Origin of the sequence: Tianxiuia mixotrophica, from assembly GCF_050596425.1 — a bacterium.
Classification (GTDB): domain Bacteria; phylum Bacillota; class Clostridia; order Peptostreptococcales; family Acidaminobacteraceae.
In genome coordinates this window covers 4,404,781-4,426,754 of record NZ_CP192292.1, presented here as the reverse complement: position 1 = coordinate 4,426,754, position 21,974 = coordinate 4,404,781, and the positions used below count along the sequence as shown (strand labels likewise).

General features: G+C 39.4%; 16 protein-coding genes. 12 read left to right on the top strand and 4 right to left on the bottom strand.

All coding sequences use genetic code 11. The features are described 5' to 3' along the window. Positions 1 to 8: 8 nt before the first annotated feature. The 4 genes from rfbB to ACQ4KW_RS19555 all read left to right on the top strand — a co-directional run bounded on the left by rfbB (position 9) and on the right by ACQ4KW_RS19555 (position 3,782). A complete protein-coding gene (gene rfbB, locus ACQ4KW_RS19570) occupies positions 9 to 1,064 on the top strand; it encodes a dTDP-glucose 4,6-dehydratase (protein WP_430884113.1) in 1,056 nt (351 codons plus the stop codon). Between the two features lie 19 nt (positions 1,065 to 1,083). Next, positions 1,084 to 2,403, top strand: a complete 1,320-nt coding sequence (locus tag ACQ4KW_RS19565; protein WP_430884112.1) for a nucleotide sugar dehydrogenase — start codon at positions 1,084 to 1,086, stop codon at positions 2,401 to 2,403. A gap of 18 nt (positions 2,404 to 2,421) precedes the next feature. Beyond that, on the top strand, positions 2,422 to 3,396 hold the full coding sequence (locus ACQ4KW_RS19560) for an SDR family oxidoreductase (RefSeq protein WP_430886611.1): 975 nt from the start codon (positions 2,422 to 2,424) through the stop codon (positions 3,394 to 3,396). A gap of 239 nt (positions 3,397 to 3,635) precedes the next feature. Then, positions 3,636 to 3,782, top strand: a complete 147-nt coding sequence (locus tag ACQ4KW_RS19555) for an IS3 family transposase (RefSeq protein WP_430884111.1) — start codon at positions 3,636 to 3,638, stop codon at positions 3,780 to 3,782. Here the strand turns inward: ACQ4KW_RS19555 and ACQ4KW_RS19550 are convergent. The 3 genes from ACQ4KW_RS19550 to ACQ4KW_RS19540 form a co-directional block, all read right to left on the bottom strand. After that, positions 3,779 to 4,645 carry an IS3 family transposase gene (locus tag ACQ4KW_RS19550; protein ID WP_430884110.1) on the bottom strand — a complete coding sequence of 289 codons (867 nt, stop codon included), beginning with the start codon at positions 4,643 to 4,645 and terminating at the stop codon, positions 3,779 to 3,781. The genes ACQ4KW_RS19555 and ACQ4KW_RS19550 overlap by 4 nt on opposite strands. Further along, positions 4,627 to 4,923, bottom strand: coding sequence for a helix-turn-helix domain-containing protein (locus ACQ4KW_RS19545; protein WP_430884109.1), 297 nt, complete (start codon positions 4,921 to 4,923; stop codon positions 4,627 to 4,629). The genes ACQ4KW_RS19550 and ACQ4KW_RS19545 overlap by 19 nt, the downstream gene beginning before the upstream one ends. A 514-nt stretch (positions 4,924 to 5,437) precedes the next feature. Further along, on the bottom strand, positions 5,438 to 5,848 hold the full coding sequence (locus tag ACQ4KW_RS19540) for a hypothetical protein (RefSeq protein WP_430884108.1): 411 nt from the start codon (positions 5,846 to 5,848) through the stop codon (positions 5,438 to 5,440). Here ACQ4KW_RS19540 and ACQ4KW_RS19535 point away from each other — a divergent pair. The 7 genes from ACQ4KW_RS19535 to ACQ4KW_RS19505 all read left to right on the top strand — a co-directional run bounded on the left by ACQ4KW_RS19535 (position 5,832) and on the right by ACQ4KW_RS19505 (position 19,607). Next, on the top strand, positions 5,832 to 7,700 hold the full coding sequence (locus tag ACQ4KW_RS19535) for an O-antigen ligase family protein (protein WP_430884107.1): 1,869 nt from the start codon (positions 5,832 to 5,834) through the stop codon (positions 7,698 to 7,700). The genes ACQ4KW_RS19540 and ACQ4KW_RS19535 overlap by 17 nt on opposite strands. 86 nt (positions 7,701 to 7,786) lie before the next feature. After that, positions 7,787 to 8,377: a sugar transferase gene (locus ACQ4KW_RS19530; protein WP_430884106.1), complete on the top strand. Its 591-nt coding sequence runs from the start codon at positions 7,787 to 7,789 to the stop codon at positions 8,375 to 8,377. A 110-nt stretch (positions 8,378 to 8,487) separates the two neighbouring features. Beyond that, complete coding sequence (locus tag ACQ4KW_RS19525; protein ID WP_430884105.1) at positions 8,488 to 9,411, top strand: methionyl-tRNA formyltransferase; 924 nt, start codon at positions 8,488 to 8,490, stop codon at positions 9,409 to 9,411. Between the two features lie 14 nt (positions 9,412 to 9,425). Then, positions 9,426 to 9,890 (top strand): VanZ family protein, encoded by a 465-nt coding sequence (locus ACQ4KW_RS19520; protein ID WP_430884104.1) that lies wholly within the window; start codon positions 9,426 to 9,428, stop codon positions 9,888 to 9,890. Further along, entirely contained in the window at positions 9,891 to 10,616 is a 726-nt protein-coding gene (locus tag ACQ4KW_RS19515; RefSeq protein ID WP_430884103.1) for a CBS domain-containing protein, read from the top strand. Between the two features lie 36 nt (positions 10,617 to 10,652). Continuing rightward, complete coding sequence (locus tag ACQ4KW_RS19510) at positions 10,653 to 11,147, top strand: VanZ family protein (protein ID WP_430884102.1); 495 nt, start codon at positions 10,653 to 10,655, stop codon at positions 11,145 to 11,147. A gap of 273 nt (positions 11,148 to 11,420) precedes the next feature. Next, on the top strand, positions 11,421 to 19,607 hold the full coding sequence (locus ACQ4KW_RS19505) for an InlB B-repeat-containing protein (protein ID WP_430884101.1): 8,187 nt from the start codon (positions 11,421 to 11,423) through the stop codon (positions 19,605 to 19,607). A 243-nt stretch (positions 19,608 to 19,850) separates the two neighbouring features. Here the strand turns inward: ACQ4KW_RS19505 and ACQ4KW_RS19500 are convergent, their stop codons facing one another. Then, entirely contained in the window at positions 19,851 to 20,009 is a 159-nt protein-coding gene (locus ACQ4KW_RS19500) for a hypothetical protein (RefSeq protein WP_430884100.1), read from the bottom strand. A gap of 766 nt (positions 20,010 to 20,775) precedes the next feature. On the opposite strand from ACQ4KW_RS19500, the gene ACQ4KW_RS19495 reads away from it, so the two are divergent. After that, positions 20,776 to 21,897 (top strand): glycosyltransferase family 4 protein, encoded by a 1,122-nt coding sequence (locus ACQ4KW_RS19495; protein WP_430884099.1) that lies wholly within the window; start codon positions 20,776 to 20,778, stop codon positions 21,895 to 21,897. Positions 21,898 to 21,974: the final 77 nt, after the last annotated feature.

Here is a 21,974-nt window from a genome sequence, read left to right as displayed (position 1 = left end):
GAAACAAATTGAAAACTATTTTAGTTACAGGCGGGGCCGGATTTATCGGAAGTAACTTTGTGAAGTTAATGCTTGAAAAGCATCCAGAATATAATATTATCAACATTGATGCTCTTACATATGCAGGGAACTTAGAGAATCTAAAAGGTATTGATAACAATCCTAATTATGAGTTCATCAAAGTCGATATTAGAGATAGAGAAAAAATTGAAGAGATTTTCAAGAATAATGATATTACTTCAGTCGTAAATTTCGCTGCAGAATCACATGTGGATAGAAGCATCGAAGAACCAGAAGTTTTCTTGACAACAAATATCATCGGAACTCAAGTGCTCTTAGACACAGCTAAGAAATATTGGAAAGTAAATCCAAGTGATAAGTATTGCAAGGAGTACAAGTCTGGAGTGAAATTCCTTCAAGTGTCAACAGACGAAGTATATGGAGCACTTGGTGAAACAGGTATGTTCGTTGAGACTATGCCACTTATGCCAAACAGCCCATATTCAGCGTCAAAGGCAAGTGCAGATATGATTGTTAGATCATACAATGAAACATATGGTATGCCGGTGAACATCACTAGATGTAGTAATAACTACGGTCCATATCAGTTCCCAGAGAAGTTAATTCCACTTATGATCAATAACTGCCTTAAAGAGAAAGACCTTCCTGTCTACGGAGATGGAATGCAGGTTAGAGACTGGCTTCACGTCTCTGATCATTGCTCAGCCATAGACACAGTTCTTCATAAAGGCAAAGATGGAGAAGTTTACAATATCGGTGGGAATAATGAAAAGGCGAATATTTTTATAGTCAAATTGATTATTAGCACCCTTGGCAAATCAGAAGGTCTTATTAAATATGTAAAAGATAGACCAGGCCATGACAGAAGATATGCTATTGATAACACCAAAATCACTACTGAACTTGGATGGGAACCTGCATACACTTTTGAGCAGGGAATACAAGAAACCATTCAATGGTATTTAGATAATTCACAGTGGATTGAAAATGTAATATCAGGAGAATATATAAAATATTATTACAAAATGTATGTGAGTCTTTAATTATATGAGGAGAGATATTATGAACTTATTCGAAAAAATCAAAATTAGGGAAGAAAAAATATCACTTGTTGGTCTTGGTTATGTAGGAATGCCAATTGCAGTAGCTTTTGCAAAAAAGGCTGATGTTATTGGGTTTGATATCAGCAAAGAGAAAGTTGAATTATACAAAAAAGGAGTAGACCCAACTAAAGAAGTTGGAGATGATGTCATTAAAGAAACTACAGTAGAATTCACGGCAGATGAGAATAAACTCAAAGAATCTAAATTTCATATAGTTGCTGTACCTACTCCTGTAAATGCTGATCATACTCCAGACTTAAAACCAGTAGAATCAGCAAGCAGGATAGTTGGGCGAAATCTTACAAAAGGCTCAATTGTTGTATTTGAATCTACCGTTTATCCTGGAGTTACAGAAGAGATTTGTATCCCTATTCTTGAAAAGGAATCTGGATTGAAATGTGGGGAAGATTTCAAAGTAGGATACTCTCCGGAGAGAATCAATCCTGGTGACAAAGTACATAGACTTGAGACGATCGTTAAAGTTGTATCGGGTATGGATGAAGAATCTCTTGATATTATCGCAAAAGTGTACGAGCTTGTAGTTGATGCAGGAGTACATAGAGCTGAATCTATAAAAGTGGCTGAAGCTGCAAAGGTTATTGAGAATTCGCAGAGAGATATTAATATCGCATTTATGAATGAGCTTTCTATCATTTTTAATAAGATGGGAATTGACACAAAGGCAGTTCTAAAAGCCGCAGGCACAAAGTGGAATTTCCTAAACTTCTTCCCTGGACTAGTTGGTGGACATTGTATTGGTGTAGATCCATATTACCTAACTTATAAAGCAGAGCAGCTAGGATACCATTCGCAAATTATTCTTTCAGGAAGAAGAATCAATGATGATATGGGTAAATACGTTGTTGAGAATTTGATTAAAAACCTTATTAAAGCAGATGTGCCTGTTAAAGATGCAAAAGTTGCTATTTTAGGATTTACATTCAAGGAAAACTGTCCTGATACTAGAAATACTAGAGTTATTGATATTGTCAATGAACTTAATGAATATGGAATTAATCCAATGATCGCAGATCCGGAGGCTGATGCTGAAGAAGCGGAGCATGAGTATGGAATAGTGTTTGACTCAGTAGAAGATATTAAAGAAATGGATGCAATTGTTGTGGCAGTTGGGCATGATCAGTTCTTAAAATTAACTCAAGAAGATTTCAATAAAATGTTTAGACAAGGATCTAATGAAAGCAAAGTATTGCTTGATATCAAAGGAATCTTAGAGAGAAAAGAGTACGAAGTAGCAGGATATAAATACTGGAGACTTTAAGGAAAGGTAGTGCTTGTCATGGGTTATCAAAATATAACATTTGAAAAAGATAGTGTTTTTCTCGTGACAGGTGGAGCTGGTTTTATTGGCTCCAACTTGTGCGAGGTTTTATTAGAAAAAGGTTATGAGGTTCGATGTATAGATGACCTTTCTAATGGCAAACAATCCAATGTCGACTTATTTGTTAATAATCCTAATTATACATTTATCAAAGGGGACATAAGAGATTTAGATACTTGCATGAAGGCTTGTGAAGGTGTCGATTATGTATTAAATCAAGCTGCATGGGGAAGCGTCCCAAGAAGTATCGAGATGCCGTTACTATATGAAGAAATCAATATTAGAGGTACGCTCAATATGATGGAAGCGGCTAGACAAAATGAAGTGAAGAAGTTTGTCTATGCGTCAAGTTCTTCTGTTTACGGTGATGACCCCAATCTCCCAAAACAGGAGGGTAGAGAAGGTAATTTATTGTCTCCATATGCCTTAACTAAAATGGTTGATGAAGAGTATGGCAAACTATATTCAAAAATTTATGGTCTAGATACTTATGGATTGAGGTATTTCAATGTATTTGGTAGAAGGCAAGATCCCAACGGTGCTTATGCAGCAGTTATTCCAAAGTTTATCAAACAATTGCTTAATGATGAACAACCCACAATAAATGGTGATGGGAACCAAAGTAGGGATTTTACTTATATTGAGAATGTAATTGAAGCAAATTTGAAGGCGTGTAAAGCATCATCTGAAGTTGCTGGAGAAGTTTTTAATATTGCTTATGGTGGAAGAGAGTATTTAATTGATGTTTATAACTCACTTTGCAAAGCTCTTGGAAAAGATATTGAACCAATCTTTGGGCCTGATAGAAAAGGTGATATAAAGCATAGTAATGCTGACATTGACAAGGTTAAAGAAATGTTAGGGTATGATCCTAGTTGGAGTTTTGAAAGAGGAATTGAGGCCGCTATAGAATGGTATAAGGAGAATCTCTAAAGATTATGTGATTGAATATTTAGAAAAATTCTACTTAATAGATAAATCACAAACCTATATCAATAATTACGAAATGTTTGTTTGTAGCACTAACTAGGTAAGAGCTGATGAAGAAAATCTATGGGGAAATGATATCTTTGAGTTGATCAAAGCTGTTTTTACACAAAAATCTAAAACATGGATTGTCAACCTTTTTCCAAACAACTTTTACTCGAACGCACATTGTTTAAATTCTACGGGTGTCATTTAATCCAAGGAACCATGAATTATTTGATTACGTAAATTGGTACAACAATCACAGAATTCACGGTGAATATTATCTAATGACAGAGCCGGTTGTGTCTTGGACTGAACCCTTTAGAGTAGATACTATACTGGCTCATTAAGCTGCACGATTTCTAACAACAACTGGAGCAGTAGTGCTCTTCAGCTGTATTCGTTCATTGTTATAAAAATTGATATATTCATCAATCTCAATGGCCACTGAGTTAGTCATCATATTGCTGGTATCTGATAACCACTCAATCTTTAGTGTTGAAAAGAAGCTTTCTATTGGTGAATTATCAATAGGTGTTCCCGGCCGAGACATCGAAGGTTCAATTCTATTATCATTAAGAAATACATGATACTCATGAGAGGTGTATTGCGAACCCATGTCACTGTGCAAGATAGTTACATTATCCTGCCTTTTGTGCTTTAAGGCTTGAGAGACTGTTGAAATCACTATGGGTGTCTTTGAGTTTTTTGCATAGGAGTAACCAAGAATGCTACCATCATATAAATCTTTCAATGCGGATAAGTATAGGATACCATCTTTGCATTTAAATTGCGTTATATCGGTTGACCATTTCTCATTTTTACGTGTACTGTTAAATTGTCTTTTCAGTTTATTTTCATATTTATGAATACAGTCTTTAGAGTGAGTTATATTTCTACTTCTTCGTATAATTGAGCAAAGTGAAAATTTGTTCATAATCCTTAAGACAGACTTATGGTTTATTTTAATCCTCATGACTTTGTTCAGCCAAATTGTTATTCGACGATAACCATATGAAAACTTTATTTTCTCTTGATATTCCTTGATTAGTTTCGCAATATACTTATCCCGTTTTGTACGCTTGCTTTCTGGATGCTTAAGCCATTTATAGTATCCACTTGATGAAACACCAAGAATCCTACACAAGTTGCTTACCGTGTACTTATGACGTAGTTGCTGAATTACCTTATATTTTAATCTTGCGGATCCCACCTTTCTAATTCTTTTTGAAAAACCTCAAGTACTTCCATTTGCATCTTTATTTCATTGAGCATCATCTGTTTTGCGGGCTGCACTTTAGTCTCTGGTTTTCCATTAATATTATTAGGCATTGGATCTGCGCCAGTTTCTTTACGATATGAACGTAGCCAACTCTGTATGGTTGTTCTGCCGATTCCAAATTCTTTTGCAAGAACTCTCGTTGAATACCCCTGGTTTAAATGTAAATCTAAAATTTCGTTACGTTGTATAATAGTAAATCTCCTTGCCATTATAAAACTCCTTTGCTTTTAGTAATATTATAAATGGCTCATTATAGATGTCTACTAAACAGGGGGCACTTCAGTGTGTCGATGGCTTTCTGACGAAATATTATTCAGCATGGTTCCTTGGATTATATGACACCCGTAGAATTTAAACAACGTACGTTCGAGTAAAAGTTGTTTGAAATAAGGTTGACAATCCAGATCTTCTGGAGTTAGAGATTGATGGCTTTTTATAACGCCTGCTGCCCGGCTCTAGGTACAAAATGGAACTAACGGAAGGGGCACTACATACTTGATAATCATAAGAAATCAGCCGATTTAAAAAAGACAAAGTTTATTCAGTATTCAATTCATTATCTAATATATCAATATTCAAAGCGCCTTATTTATTAGATGAAATGGGTTGTTTTAGTTTATGGGTAAATTTACTATTGTCGCCGTCGGTTTCTATGTGTGGCTTATTTTGCTTACAATTTTACAATATTGAAATTCATCGAAGACGTAGAAGAGACTCTACATACTATGTTATAATAAACTTGTAAAATGTAGAATAAAGTAATTCAATACATGTAAAGATTAAAAAAGGATAATAGGATAATAGGATGAGAAGGATCATATCTAGGGCATTTATGCTGTTTTTTTTTGCAACAACTTTTGTCACGAAAACGATAGAAGAGCCTATTTTTATTAATATATCACCAGCAGATATTCTTTGGCCGTTTATGGCTATTTTATTTGTATACACTCTGTTTAAAAGCTCAGATATCCGAAAAGAATTGTATTCAGATAAAAGTATATGGATATTTGGATTGCTTTTTTTTTCAGGTATTGTAGCTTCTCTAAGTGGATATTTATTATTAGATCCAGTTGAGTTGTCGTCAATAGCGTATGGTAAAAGTTTATTGGTTTCTAATATGAAAAATGTGCTCATTGCAGGTTACTTTCTCAGTGGTTGGCTCTTGGCTAGAAAATTTTCTAAAAAAAAATTCGTAATCTTTGGCGTATGCATGGTCACTGTGTTTTCAGGGATAGGTATTTTCTCTAAAACGACTGGGAATTTGGAATGGGCCATGGATGGCTATCGATTGATTAGTACTGTGAATGATCCCAATGTGGCGGGTTTTGTATGCTTAATAGGTCTCTTGTTCTGCTGGAAGCTTCTAGATGTTGAGTTCTCAAGCTTGTTTATGAAAATCACCATAATTTTCGTTGGTGGATTTAGTGCTCTGGCGTCCCTTTTTCTGACGGGTTCAAGGACGAGTATACTGGGTCTAGGGGTAGTGGCTCTTCTGTTTGTTATGACAAACTTTAAAAGATGGAAAACTTTAATATTGTTATTATCTGTCATATTTTTTTCGCTCAGCGGATTATACATTCTGGACAATGCGCACTTTAATGGGGAAAACTACAGATATTTGACAAGTCGTTTTTTTAACGGAACAGAGAGAGCAAGTGAGTTTCGATCTGACCTTCGAGGCGCTGCTTTTATGATGGGCAAAGACCACTGCGTATTTGGGGTTGGGCCTGGTCAATTTCCTAATTTCTCAACACCTTATTATAAGGAACTTGGCCATGATGTGACAACAGGCAATTTTGAGAAGGTGGTTTCTCCAAAGGTTCCCCACAACACATATGTTACTTATTTTGCTGAGCGGGGGATACTCGGTCTGATCTTATTCATGGTATTTTTAGGTTATAGTCTTGTTAGGAATAAGGGGCCGGTTTCAAGAAGCTTTTTAGCACTTGTTATGACATTTGCCCTCTTTTTCAATATCGAGAATTTACGTATTCTCTGGCTGATCTGGGGTGGACTATCTTTACTATATTCACAGACGCATGAATCTGAATTCAAGGACTTGGTGGAGAATGAGAGTCAGACGGGTTTTCGAAAGATCCAGTATTCCCCCAAAACGATCTTGAGCTTGATGCTTATTTTTTCTTTATCCCTGGTGACTATGGGAAAAACTCTCCACTCTATGTATAGACCTTATGTTCCACTCCTTAATCATTCTACTCAAATTCTTGTGGGTCAGGAAGGTCTAGATTTAATCATGGAGTATTCAGGCGGACCAAATGATCCCTTATTTATAAATTTTGAGGGGAAGGAAACCCATGAATGGATTATTAGAAATCGTCATGGTTTTTATAAGGACACCTTCAATTTACCACCGGGGGGCTATACGATGACTCTATCTAGTGGAAGTGGTCAGAAAAAATTTATTTTTGGATTGCTTAAAGCCAAGGGTCAAGAGTATAGTTTATACAATGAACTCCTTACTGGGAATTTAATAAAAAAAAAGATTGCAGATGTAGAACAGCAGCCCCTTAAACGATATTTAATTCCAACAGATGCAAAAAGATCTTTCGATAGTGTCAACTATGAAAAAGTTTCTTCAGTCTACCTAACCAGGGAAACTGGAGTTAATTTTGAAGATAAAATACAGCTGGATTCTATTTCACTAAGGTCTTTAGAAGAAGAGCAATATGAAATGGTCTTTGAGTTCACAAAAACAGGCCAAATAGACAAACCATTCATGTTTTTAACAAGAGGCTATGACTTAAGAGATTCAAGAAAAGGAAAAGCTCAAAACATTGCAAAAACCATCACATTTGATCCGGTCTTAACAGAATTAGAAATAGGTCAAACCTTCACAGGCACATGGACCTTCAACACAGAGGGCAGACCCTATATGCTACAATACAGCTTCTATTACAAAGACCCTGAAACAGGAGAAGTTACACAGCCATATCCAAAGTGGGTTCTAGATGGCTATGTTCAGTAATTTCTGTCCGACTAATAGAACTGAGAGTAAGACAAAACAAGAAGAACAGCTTTCAAAATAGAGTTTGTGAAATATATGAGGTTAGTATGAAAATTAGAAATAGCCTAAAAACAACCCTAGACAAATCAATAGCCCTGCTAACCCTACTAGCCCTATCCCCAGTCCTCCTAATGGTCTACACAGCCATCTACCTAGAAGACAGGGCAAACCCAATCTTCAAGCAAAAGCGATTAGGAAAAGACGGCGTCATATTTAGCATGTACAAGTTTCGCACTATGAAACCAAACGCGCCAGACCTGAGAAGCAAGGATGGTGGAACCTTTAATGCTGAAAATGATCCGCGGGTGACACGTGTGGGACGTTTTCTTCGCAAAACGAGCCTGGATGAACTGCCTCAACTTCTTAATATCCTTAAAGGGGAAATGAGCTTTATTGGTCCACGACCGGACTTACCGGACCAAATTAAGCTTTATGAGGAAGACGATAAAAAGCGCCTTCAGGTTCGTCCAGGAATTACAGGCTATGCCCAAGTTATGGGGAGAAACAGCCTGGGCTTTCGAGAGCGTTTTAAATACGATATTGAGTATGTTGAAAACTACAGTTTACTCTTTGACCTTAAAATTTTAATTAAGACTGTCGCTGTTGTCTTCAAGCGTGAAAATGTCAACCGAAAGTAAAGCAGACACCATTTCATCCCCTTTAATTGGGGCCGAAATGGTGTTTTTCATATGAGAAAATGCTAAAATAAGTAAAAGGCATATATTAAAATATAAAAGAGGGATAAACAATGAATGTGGTACTCTTTCTAGGCACCAAAATTGGATACACCGGGCTCAAGACCCTTATAGATCTAGGCGCAAACATTAAACAAGTTTTCGTCGACAAGGAACATGTCCATGAAATAGAAAAATATGACCAGTCAATCATAGACTTATGTAAGAAAAATGATATTAAGGTATATGAGGGCGCCAGCCATAATGATATTGATAGGGCAACGGACCAGGAAAAGATTGACTACATATTCTGCTTTGGATTTAGACGCTTAATCAAAGAGACTGTTCTAAAAAAGGCTCAGTATGCAGCCTGCAGCACCCATTTCTCCTTACTACCTAAATATAGGGGCTTTGCCCCTGTTAACTGGGCCATTATAAATGGGGAGGACAAATGCGGTGTGTCTTTATTTCATATGGAAAAAGAAGCAGACTGTGGCGATATTGTGGCTCAAAGGCAGGTCGCCATTGGTCAAAACGATTATGTTGAATCAGTCATGAACTCTTGCATAGACACATTTCAGTCTATATTAAACGAAGTATGGCCAGAACTTAAAAAAGGCAATGTCACTAGGATTGTTCAAGATGACTCAATAGCGACTTACACCTGTGCCAGAAACCCTGAAGATGGTGAAATCAATTGGAATGAAACCACGCAAGTCATATATAACTTAATCCGTGGTACGTCAAAGCCCTTCCCAGGGGCTTTTACAAAGTACAAAAATGATAAAATGACTATATGGAAGGCTGAGCCTTACGAGGTGGGCCATTATGTTGGTCGCATACCGGGTAAGGTTATTCAGGTTATAAAAGACGGGGGCATTGTTGTTCTTACAGGCGATGGGGCCCTGCTGATTCAAGAAGTTGAAATGGACAATGATCCGGTCTCAAGAACCCCAGATCAAATTGTAAGGTCTGTACGAGTGACCCTTGGGTCATAAAAGTGGAGTCTGTTATGAATAATAAGGAAAACAAAACACACAAGAATAGACTAAAAATATGGCTACCAGTCCTTATTTGGATGTTTGTCATTTTCATGTTCTCAGCTCAGCCTGCCAGTCAGTCTGGCGAAATGAGTGGGACCATAACCAAGTGGGTCATGTCGGTTATCAATATGACACCCCTTAGTGGCATTATTACCAAAAGTCTTCTACACACCCTGATTAGAAAGTGTGCCCATCTAACAATATATTTTGTTCTGGCTTGCCTTGTCAGTCGGGCGCTTTTTATGGAAGGTGTAAAAGCCTCTAAAAATATAGTTCTAACGATAACACTATGCATGTTGTATGCCATGAGCGACGAATTTCATCAAGCCTTTGTGCCAGGAAGAGGTGCTGGCGTCAAGGATGTTGTAATTGATACAATAGGAGCAAGTTTAGGGACCTTTATATCGCATAGCCTAAAGAAACGGAGCAAGTAAATGTCGAGTGCAAACACATTTTTAAGTGTATATAATAAAACAGACCATTTTCTAAAAGAAAAGTATTCTATGGATAGAAACATGTCCTACTCTAGAATGCTTGACGAAGTGGCCATGAAGAGCGCTGTTATTCGAAAGTATAGGGCAACTCTAAAACAGTTTGGACAACTTAGAAATGCCATTGTCCATGAATACAGGGACGGGGAAGTTATTGCTGAACCCACAGAAAAAGCCATGGAGGAGTTTCAGCGTATTTATGAAAAAGTCACAAAGCCCAAGCGTGTGATTGATGTGGTTGGAACCAGTGTTATCAGGGTCTTCAAGACAGACACCATTGGCAAGGCTCTTGATATTATGAAAAAGCAGGGCTTTTCCCAAGTGCCTGTGGTTGGCGATGATGGCTTTATTGGTATGTTTTCTGCAGTTCATCTCATTGAGGTGCTTTCTGATGATTCGGAAGGGTCTTCGAATAATTCTGATATGACCATAGAAAATATAAAAAATATGCGGCTAGATGAAGTCTTAACATACTCTGATCGCTATAGACAAGTCCGTTTTTTACCTAAGAAAGCAACTGTCCATGATGCCATAGAGATTTATGAAAATATGGCCCTGGAAGACCATCAAATTGATGCTATATTAATTACTGAAACAGGTAAGTCTCATCAAATGCCCATTGGAATTCTTACGGACAGTGATATTCCTGCGCTCTTAAATGAAATTTAGTGACTGTGAACGACTAACTCAAGAAAGGTACCAAAAATGAACAAAAAACACCTAAGATACATCCCACTCATACTCTGGCTGATCCTCATGCTGTCCCTATCATCAAGGCCAGCCACAGTTTCAGCGGAAGACTCAAAACCCTTTGAAGATTCCTTCACAGTGGTTCAGGAAAAAATTAAATCGAGTGAAACCATGAAAGTTAATCTTTCAGCCTTTCTGAAAAGCCCCAAATATCTGGTTAGAAAAACCGCCCATGTCATTTTGTACTGCGGACTGTATATGTTCACTGTTCTAGCTTTTATGCGGGATAAATCCAGGGTAAAGCAGTATATTATGATTTTTATAGGCTGTGTCCTATACGCCTGCTTCGATGAGTTTTACCAAACCTTCATACCAGGACGAACCGGTCTTCTTCAAGACGTTTTAATCGATAGCATTGGAATTGTAATAGGGCTTGTTTTATCTATTCTTATTGTTGAAATTGGACGAGCGAGGAAGACGAGGTATGCACAGTACCTCCTTAGTCTATAAAACACTAGCAAAGTTAAAAAGCATTAATGATTCAGTCGAAATCCCTCAGTTAAAAACTGGGGGATTTTTAGCATTAAGGTGCCATATGAAATGAATACAAGAGTCTGAAGCACACAGCATGCATTGCCAAAAGATAAGCAGATTTCCATGACGAGTGATTATAAAAATGTAATAAGGATAAATATATTTTATGGGAAAATGGTAATAAATTTGCACTAAAGTGGTATATAATAATCTAGACAGATTATGGGCATAAAACGAAAGGGGCATACAATGAATCATTGGAAAAAAAGAGTGGTGTCATATATTTGTATACTGACACTGATGTTCAGTGTAATACAAGTTCCAGTTTTCTCTCTACCCTCAATACCAACTGGGGACAGTATTTGGAAAGAAACGAATACCAATTTAAGTTCCTTAACAGAGGTCGAGTGGGTGGCCACAAGTTCAAACAAGGCCTACTTGATAGGTCCAGACCAGTCTAGTGGAGACCCTAAAATAATGTATTCCACCGACATGACCTCCTGGTCCAGTCGGTCTCTTGACTTAAGTGATGTGGACAGCATTCACTTTTTTGATTACATAGGTTCAGACATATACTTGAGCTCTCAAAAAAACGGACAATATAGTGTGAAAAAGTACGATGGGTCTTCAGCACTCACAACTGTTCTTGATGGGCTTTCGAGCCCGATCATAGCAGGTGTTGAAACACAAAGATACTATTCTAATCCGTGGTACTCGGGGTCTGAAGGCCATATGGTCTTTGCCACAGATTCAGGATCCCTCTATGAAGTTAGTGTCAACGCATCAGGGTATGCTTTAAAGGAAGCCCATGAGGATTTCATAAGCGCAGGCATTGAAGATATGACATATTATAATGGCAAGTACATCGTCCTAGACAAATCTGGCACTGTGCACACAGGATCAGATTTTGACTTAGCATGGGAGACAGATGCGTTTTCTACAAAGTCTCAAAAAATAACCACAAGATCATCCGACCAATATATGGCTGGATCTGATGGAGGAACAACTGAAATATTCAAAGGCTCAGGGTCATATACGGTAACCAGCCAAGCACAATCAAATACCAATGTCGATATTGGAGATTTTGACTATGTCAGTGGAACACTTGTTTTAACAGGAAAAAACATAGACACAGGCAAGGCCTATATTGTCACATCAAGTGATGGAAGCGCCTGGGAACAAGAGACCGTTAAAACAAGCGACGATTCAGAAGCCACAGTCAAAATGCTTGACGCTTTATACAAAAGTGGTATTTTGTATGCCATTTCTGACACAGGTCAAGTTTTTAAACGCGTTCCAAAACTGATCGTGACTATGAGTAATCCTTACAATGTGGGGAGCACATCAGTGAGTCTTAACGGCTATGCCCAAACTGGAGGCACAAGTGTTTCGAGTAAGGGCATAGAAGTCACACTGGCGGCAGACACAGGTTTTTCCAGTGCAACAAAATATGCATCTACCAGCTATAGCTATCCAGGCAGCACATCTGCTTCAATAAGTGCTACAGCTACGAGTCTCTTACAGAATACAGATTATATAGCTAGGGCTTATGCAGAAAATGAAATTGGTATGTCTTACAGTGACACCATTTCCTTTACGACAGATAAGGTTCGGGGCATAACACTCCTGCCAGAAAGCATCATAGAAGAATCCAATATTAATGGTATGCAAATTGTTATGAATCTGGATTCAGACACGTTTGCAGACACGAGTATCAATCCAGCAAATTTAACCCTCAATAATTTCCCAACAGGGACAACGGTAGACTCTGTTGATTACATTGATTCAAGAAAAGCGACAATTGTCTTAGCCTTTGATTATGACAATAATATTGAGAATGGCGTAAGCGATGCCAACATTTCCATTGCAGGCTCTGAAGTGACAAGCAATCAACAGTGGGACTCCAATGACATCACCATTTATGATGAGTACGAAACACCAAGGGCCCTCGTGAATGGGCTTGGAGGAACAAAAGGTTTTGGGGAACATACAATGGGCACCCAAGATGATTTTTTTGAAACAGTTGATTTGACATCTGTGCTCCCTGATGGTGTTGAATTTGGAAGCGGTGTCTACACCCAAGTCGATGTCAATATAAATGGGGCACTTCATTTTGGCAATATAGGCGATTCATCTCATAGAGCCTTTACACCAACTGGGATTGAAGAAGCAACCAGCCCAATTATTGCGCCTTTCTGGACAGATATTGGTGTGCATAGACCAGCACAAGGCATCACAAATGAGTATGACGGCGATGGAAACCTTGTAGGAACCTCAACAGGAAGCAACAGGGTCTACTATGACCTTGACACAGTCAATAAAATTTTCACAGTCACCTGGGATGATGTATCTGCCTATAACACTTCAACAACTGGTGCGGCAGCCTTTCAGGTTCGTCTCCACAACATCGGTGGGGACAATATGAGCATTGAAATCATCTATGAGAACCTAGAGTACGGTGGCTCAAGTGGTGCGGCCCGTATGGGCTGGAGTACGGGGGACAACCCTTCCCCAGGTGGAACCGAAGGTGTGGATTACTATGAGTTTCCTGCATCGGGAGACACAGATGCCATCGTTCTTTTACCAAACAGCAGGGGGCCAAGTGGACAGGTTGGAACATATCAGTCCAGTCTTGTTGATGGTGTTGTCACAAATGTCTTGGCAGACAACAACAATATTGTTGGAATGACCATCTCATCTGGCACATTGGCGCCAGAAGTCAACTCTGCCATAACGGGATATAGCGCAACAGTATCAAGTTCGGTTGAAAGCATTACACTTACGCCAACCCTTGAAAGTGCTGAAGCTACAATGACAGTTGGTGGAAGCCCTCTAGAGAGTGGGGCAACATCTGATGCAATAAGCCTCACACCTGGCATTAATGAAATATCCATTGTGGTGACTGCACAGGATGACTCACAAAAAACCTATACAGTTGAAGTCATTCGTCAAACACCAGATCCGTTCCAGGTGGTTTTTAACGCAAATGGAGGAAGCGCAGTTGCAGATGCCAGTGCTTATGCTGGTGAAACAATAGATCAGCCGGTGTCACCAAGAAAAGCGGGCTATGTGTTTGATGGGTGGTATCAAGAGGCATCTTTGACATCGCCTTGGGATTTTGACACAGATACCCTTTCTCAGGACACAAGCCTATATGCAAAATGGTCAGCCATTGATTACGAAGTGACCTATAATGCCAATGGTGCAGATGCGGGCACACCGCCTATAGACGGTGAAGCCTACAATATAAATGAGACAGCCACTGCCTTAGACAATACAGGAAGTCTTATCAAGTCAGGTTTTAAATTTGATGGTTGGAACACCGCAGCAGATGGAAGTGGCACAACATATCAGGCTGAGGATACCTTCACCATTGAGGGCGATACAGCCCTATTTGCTAAGTGGACAGCCCTGCCAACCATGACGGTGACCTATAGCGGGAATGGTCATGAAAGCGGAACAGTGCCAAGCGATAGTGGGGCCTATTTACAAGGTGCAGATGTGAACGTATTAGGCAACTCTGGTGGACTTGCAAGGACTGGATATGAGTTTGTGGGATGGACCATAAGTGATACAGGCAGCGGAAGTGTCTATCAAAAGAATGATGTCTATGAGATGGGAAGTTCAGATATAACACTGTATGCCAAGTGGACGGCCCTCCCTACCTATACAGTCACTTACATGTCAAATGGGTCTGAGTCTGGAAGTCTTCCGATAGATTCCGCTCAGTATCTTGAAGGACAGAGTGTAAGAGTTCTGGATGAGGGTGTTTACCTGCAAAAAACAGACTATACTTTTGTCGGCTGGAACACATCTCCAGATGGCAAGGGCACCCATTACGATCTTGAAGAAACCTTTAACATGCCCGCTGAAAATATAACTTTATATGCTGAGTGGGAGCTTACTCCAACATACAGAGTGACCTATGATGGAAATGGCAGTGAAAGTGGAAATGTCCCTAAAGACGATAATGATTATGTAGAAGGAGCGGGCGTAAGCATCCAGGGCAATGCTGGAGATTTGGCCAAGACCGGGTTTAAATTTACAGGATGGAACACAAATGCAGGCGGAAGTGGAGACACTTATCAGTCAGGTGATACCTTAACAATGGGTTCGCAGCCTGTCAGCCTCTATGCACAGTGGGAAGCCCTACCAACATACACTGTCACATATAATGATAACAATGCTGAGAGTGGCACACCACCGAGTGATGACAACAATTACTACGCCACATCACTTGTGACAGCACAAGGCAATCCGGGAGGACTTGCTCGATACGGATATACTTTTGATGGCTGGTCCACCAGTGCAAATGGCACAGGATCAAAATATAAAGAGGGTCAAAGCTTTGTGATGGGAAGTGGCAACGAGACCCTTTACGCCGTTTGGACCCCACTTCCGAGATACGCTATACTCTATAATGATAACGGAAGTGATGCGGGAAGTTTGCCGGTCAACACCACAAGCTATCTGGACGGAGAGACGGCGACTGTTCTAAATAATACAGGCAATTTGACCAAGGCTGGATATGCCTTTGCTGGTTGGAATACAAGCTCAGATGGTCAGGGAACCAACTATACAAGTGGTTCTGAAATCCAAATGGGAGCAGAAAATCTGACCCTGTATGCAAACTGGAACCAGCTTCCAACATATGATGTCACCTATTATGGAAACGGTTCTGAAAATGGGTCTGTCCCAGTGGATGAAACATCATATTTAGAAGGGGATCCCCTCCTTATACAAGGCAATTCAGGACACTTACTAAGGTATGGTTACAAGCTCATTGGGTGGAACACCTCTAGTGATCTTGAAGGCACATTCTATAAAATTGGCGAACGCATTGCCGTTGGAAATACGGACATAGACCTCTATGCCCACTGGACGCCTCTTCCGACATTTACTGTAACCTATGATGACAATGATGCTGAAGCGGGCCAAGTGCCTCAAGATCAGGGACTCTATCTAAGTGGTGAGTCGGTAACGATCCAAGCAAAATCTGATCAACTTGTGCGCACTGGCTATACATTTGATGGATGGACGACCGCTCAAGATGGCAGTGGAAGTGTTTATGAAACAGACGATACACTTGAAGTGACCGACTCAAATGTCACACTTTATGCCAAGTGGACGGCCCTCCCAACCTATCAGATAACCTATGACGGGAATGGACATGAAAGTGGTCTTGTACCAAGCGATTCAAATGACTATTTAAAAAATGCTGATGTAACCATTCAAGGCAACATATCAGACCTTGCTAAGACGGGATATTTGTTTGCTGGTTGGAACACTTCAGCAGATGGGACTGGAAAGACCTTGTTGCCAGGCTTAAGTGCACCTATGACAGATAGCGATGTGACCCTTTATGCCAAATGGGTATTGGCCCCTAGATACGCGGTGATCTATGAAGGCAATGGACACGACTCTGGTAAGCCACCTATTGATAACAATGCATATTTATCAGGGGCACAGGCCATAGCCCTTGGCAGTGGTCGTCAAATGACAAAAGAAGGCTATGTCTTCTCCGGTTGGAATGGAAATAGTGAAGGGACAGGCGCAAGCTACCCAGTATCAAGCGCTGTGGAGATTGCAGATGTGGATGTGACCCTCTATGCCCAGTGGGATCTAGGGTCTTACACACTCTACTATAACCCTGTTCAGGATGTGACATCCCCTTCGGCTGTGACCCTGAAATACGGAGCACTGCTTGAAGAACCAAGTGACCCAAACAATCCGGATTATATATTGACAGGATGGTACTATGATGAAGCCTTGAGCACACAGGTGGATTTTACAAGTGACACAATGCCACCTTCTGATTTAACCATTTATGCCAAGTGGATTGATAGTGATTATACCTTAAGTTTTGAAGATGGATATAATGTCACATCTCCAAGTGCCATTGAAGTTAGATATGGTGAGCTCTTATATGAGCCAGATGATCCTCAAAAGTCAGGGTATACATTTAGCGGATGGTATTTTGATGAAGACTTGACCCATTCCGTCAGCTTTACAACAGATACAATGCCATCAAATGATTTGACCCTTTACGCAAAATGGGGTGTGAATCCTTATATGATTCACTATGATGCGGGCAGTGGTGTAACAGCTCCATCGTCATCTATGGCAGACTATTTAACACAAATACCAGAGCCCACAGCTCCAGTCAGGGAAGGCTACACTTTTGATGGATGGTACTATGATGCAGACCTTGAGAATCCGGTTGATTTTGAGACCGATACCATGCCAGCAGAGGATTTAACCCTCCATGCTAAGTGGCAAATCAATACGTATTCAGTTGAACTCGACTATGGATATGATGTGACTTCAGGTCCAGCAATTACAGTGACCTACGGAGAAAAGGTTGATCCAGGTGTCCCAGAACGAAGTGGCTATAATTTTGTGGCTTGGTATAAAGAGGCATCGCTTGAAAACATTTGGGATGTTTTAAGTGATCTTATGCCAGCGGCAGATATCACATTGTATGCTAAGTGGTCCATGGTAACGGATGTGGATTTAGCAGATTTAAAGGTGGATGGCTACGACCTTGATAAAGCCTTTAGCCCTGGGGAGACGGAATATACAGTTTATGATGTTATTGGCAGCCAGGTTGATGTAAGGGCGTACACTGACCCAAGTCAGTTTTCGACAGTGTTGATCAATGATCAGGCGGTTGATTCTAACGGCTGGATTACAGTGGACCTAGAAATTGGAATGAACACCTTTAACATAAAGGTGACAGCCCAGGACGGCATTACGACTAAGAATTATACACTGAATGTTTACAGGCTCAATGATGAAGCGGTTTTAGAATCCATAAAGGCATTTAACAGAAGCGAAATAAGTGGTTATGATCCAGATGTAAAAGCATATGACTTAGGCATTACGACATTAAGTCGCATGACCATACAAGCACAAGCCTATAATAGCAAGCCCCTTCAAGGTATTGAAATAAATGGGGAAAGTCTAAATAACGGAGAAAGCAAGTCTATTGATCTTGATATGGGCCTGAATACCATTGAAATTTTAGTGACTGCTGAAGATGGAACGACAGTTGGGACTTATTCGCTTAAAGTGGAGCGTGTCAGAAAGCCATCGGGTTCTTCATCATCTTCTAGTGAGCAAAATGACACACCGCCATCAAATACAGATGACAGGGAAAATGTCACTGTTATAGTTAATGGTAAAGAAAGAGACGCGGGAACAAAGACCATTTCAGAGGCAAACGGCAGAAAGTCAGTCACTGTTGATGTGGTCAGGACGTCAATTGAAAATGAAATCATCAGTGCACTAGAAGATCCTGAAAAGGTAGAAAACGCTATAGTCGTTCCAATATCAGATGAAGCAGATGATGTAAAGGTTGGTCTAACCGGGGACATTATCAAACTGATGGAGGACAATGCGTTTGACCTTACAATCAATTCGGGCAATGCAGGCTATAAAATTCCAGCCAAAGAGTTTGAAATTGTAAATGTGGCCAGGGCACTAAATGTTGAGGAAAGTGAACTTGTTGAAATCAAAGTGGATGTTTCCATAGAAAATGTTAGTGACGATGAATCCCAGTTGATTCGACAAAACCTTGACACAAAAATCAACATGTTGTCCACCCCAGTAAGATTTAGGGTGGAAGCGACAGCTATAGATCGTGATGGAAATTCTAAAACAGTTGAAGTGAAGAAGTTTAAAGAGTTCGTTGAGCGCAGCATTGTATTGCCAGAGTCAGTAGAACAAGGTCAAATCACAACAGCGGTTCTCTATGAGGATGACGGCACATACATGCATATACCAACCCAAGTTCAAAAGCTGGGAGATAAGTATGTTGCTGTGATTAACTCATTAACCAATTCTGTTTACACGGTAATATGGAACCAAGTGACCTTTGAAGATGTGAAAGACCACTGGTCAGAAGACCTTGTGAATGATCTGGGGTCTAGACTGGTGATCAGTGGAAAATCGGATTCGAAATTTGATCCAGATGGCACAGTGACACGTGCTGAGTTTGCGACCATGATCGTACGGGGGCTGGGTATACTAAGAAAAGACCAGTCAGCGGCAAGTTACTCTGATGTTAAATCTTCAGATTGGTTTGCAAAGTCTGTGGCAGCCGCCGAGGCGTATGCGCTCATTTCTGGGTATCCAGATGGATCCTTTAAACCGCAAAGCACCATTCAAAGGCAAGAAGCATTTGCCGTTGCCTATAAGGCCATGGAACTTGGTGGATACACGGGAGAAAATGTGCTCTCAGATAAGCTGGTTAACCAGTTTTTAGATTCTGACCAAGTATCAAACTGGGCTGTAGAGGCAACTGGAAATCTCCTTATGAGTGGAGTGATCTCTGGCGATGGAGATCTATTAAGACCAAAAGAGTCCATAACACGCGCTGAAGCGGCGGCTCTCATCAGAAATATTTTGGTTGAGTGCCAGCTGATAAATAAGTAAGCATGTAAATCAAGATTCAATATTAAAGCAGTTGATCTTGTCTTCAGTGGATATTGGCTTGATAAAATGGTCAATTAACTTAAGGGAATGCTATAAAGAAAAGACAAAGACAACAAAGAAAAGACAGCAAAGGAAAGACAACAAAGAAAAGACAAAGACGTGCTCACCGACAGCATGTCTTTGTCTTTTAACGTTCTTATTTTATAATGTCCTGTCTTTTATTACGCTTTTCTTAAATAGAGATCATTTTAATAGAATGGCACTTGAAATGCAGGACCTGCAAATTCGTTTGTCCTTAAAAGAAACAACTTTGCTATTGGAGTTGCAAATAATACAAGCATCATATGCCTCTGGAGTTTCTTTTATCAAGTTTGCGCCTTGTTCCTCATTCAAGTTTTTCATTGGTAATGCCTCCCTTTTACTTACAAAACGTTATAATAAAGTAATTTTATGTATTTATATTACTATAAATTCCAATAAAATCCAATAGTAAATTTATAACAATTTGAAAATTGGAGTAAAAAATGATGCGCTTAAGGTGGATTTTCTTGCAATGCTGTGGATTATCAAGTTTAGTGGAATGGTCATATAGGAAATCAAATAAGGTGAGTTACATTGTCAAGTATCCTCAAATGAAGGCTATAGAGATCTTAACATGGTAACTATAAGTCAGGTGGAAAAAAATTACTAGATGGGGCTAATAAATTTGTGATGGGGTTTTGCTAAAAAACTTTCTAAAATGAAAACGGCCGGTTTTCTTAACCACAGGGATCAAGTTTTATAAAATCCAACTCAATTTAAATTTTAATTGGGTTTAGCAAGTTAAACGAGTTGGTTCCAACTTTGAATGGAAGCTAATAAGCATGCAGGTGACTTGATTAGGACCATAAAGACAGATACAATTGAACAAAGATTAGACTCTCTGTTATCAAAATTTAGCGGAAGCTTTTAGATTTAGGAAATTAAATTAATTTTAGTGTATCGGGTCGTAAAACGACTGGATGAATCAAGCGTTTGTAAAATTACTAATCTATATCCTCGTCATACCATAAATAGAATTATTGATTCATAAATATTTATACATGATATGACAAGGACTCTTAAATGATAGTATGAAAGTCGTTCAAATAAGATAAATTCCAAGATAAAATGATGGTATGGAGATAAAATGAAAATACTACAATTGCTAGGCAATACAGCCTTTGGTGGTGCCACTCATATGGTTATTAAGATTTCAATAAAACTGCGTCAGGACGGACACGATGTCATTATTATGGCAAATGATCTAGAAACCAAAAGGCGATTTGATGAACTAGGGTTTAGGTGTGACCATATAGAAGAGATGGGACGAAGCATCCATCCCTACAAGGATTTAATAAGTGTTTTAAAACTGAAAAAATATGTGAAGTCTGAAAACATTGACTTGGTTCACTCTCATACGACAAAAGGTGGGATTTACTCTCGCGCCCTGAAATTGATTTGTCCTAAAATGAAAGTGATTCATACAGTTCATGGATACTACTTCAAAATGGATGGGTCAAAGCGTGATAAGGTCACCTATATGATTGAACGCTTCTTTCATAGGTTCGCAGATGTTACGACATATGTGAATGGCTATGATTATAATATTGCCAGCAAGTGGCCAAACTGCGAGAATAATGTGCTTATATACAATGGGGTCAGTCTTGACCAGTTTTCCCCAAGTGGGCGTTTAGAGGGCGAAGCTTCTGGTGAAGAAAAGGCGACCGTAACAGTTGGAATTTCAGCTAGAATCGTTCATGAAAAGGGATATAGAGAATTTATAGAATTGATCAAACAAAACTTATACACACCAAATATTAAGTTTGTGGTGGTAGGCACTGGACCGGATGCAGCCTATTATAAAAAAAGAGTGAAAGAGATTACAAAAGATGAGAGTGTTGCAAATGATAAAGTGATATTTCACGGTTACACAGAAAATGTGTCTAGTTTAATCAAAGAATGGGATATCAATATATTGCCATCCTATCGAGAGGGCTTGTCTATTTCTCTTATTGAGGCATGTGCCTCAGGCATTCCATCAGTTGCCACACGGATCAGGGGGAATGTAGAAATTATTGAAGAGGGTGTGACGGGGCTTCTATACGAAGCCAAGGATAGCAAGGCTCTGATTGAATGTGTACAGACACTTATGGATGATAAAGCTCTGAGAAGCCAGATGGGACAAGCGGCTAGAAAAAGAGCTGAGATTCATTTTGATGAGAAAAAAATGCTAGAAGCATATTCAGAAATTGTGAAAAGTCTTCATTAGTTGACTTTTATGATGTACAGGACTACGGAAATTTTTAGTTGATTGCTCGTAAGAGACCTTTCTAAGCGATTGAGTCA

Coding starts and splice junctions, on each gene's coding strand:
- ACQ4KW_RS19565 (WP_430884112.1), top strand. CDS start 1,084: ATGAACTTATTCGAAAAAATCAAAATTAGGGAAGAAAAAATATCACTT.
- ACQ4KW_RS19560 (WP_430886611.1), top strand. CDS start 2,422: ATGGGTTATCAAAATATAACATTTGAAAAAGATAGTGTTTTTCTCGTG.
- ACQ4KW_RS19545 (WP_430884109.1), bottom strand. CDS start 4,923: ATGGCAAGGAGATTTACTATTATACAACGTAACGAAATTTTAGATTTA.
- ACQ4KW_RS19535 (WP_430884107.1), top strand. CDS start 5,832: ATGAAAAATGTGCTCATTGCAGGTTACTTTCTCAGTGGTTGGCTCTTG.
- ACQ4KW_RS19540 (WP_430884108.1), bottom strand. CDS start 5,848: ATGAGCACATTTTTCATATTAGAAACCAATAAACTTTTACCATACGCT.
- ACQ4KW_RS19530 (WP_430884106.1), top strand. CDS start 7,787: ATGAAAATTAGAAATAGCCTAAAAACAACCCTAGACAAATCAATAGCC.
- ACQ4KW_RS19525 (WP_430884105.1), top strand. CDS start 8,488: ATGAATGTGGTACTCTTTCTAGGCACCAAAATTGGATACACCGGGCTC.
- ACQ4KW_RS19520 (WP_430884104.1), top strand. CDS start 9,426: ATGAATAATAAGGAAAACAAAACACACAAGAATAGACTAAAAATATGG.
- ACQ4KW_RS19515 (WP_430884103.1), top strand. CDS start 9,891: ATGTCGAGTGCAAACACATTTTTAAGTGTATATAATAAAACAGACCAT.
- ACQ4KW_RS19510 (WP_430884102.1), top strand. CDS start 10,653: ATGAACAAAAAACACCTAAGATACATCCCACTCATACTCTGGCTGATC.
- ACQ4KW_RS19505 (WP_430884101.1), top strand. CDS start 11,421: ATGAATCATTGGAAAAAAAGAGTGGTGTCATATATTTGTATACTGACA.
- ACQ4KW_RS19500 (WP_430884100.1), bottom strand. CDS start 20,009: ATGAAAAACTTGAATGAGGAACAAGGCGCAAACTTGATAAAAGAAACT.
- ACQ4KW_RS19495 (WP_430884099.1), top strand. CDS start 20,776: ATGAAAATACTACAATTGCTAGGCAATACAGCCTTTGGTGGTGCCACT.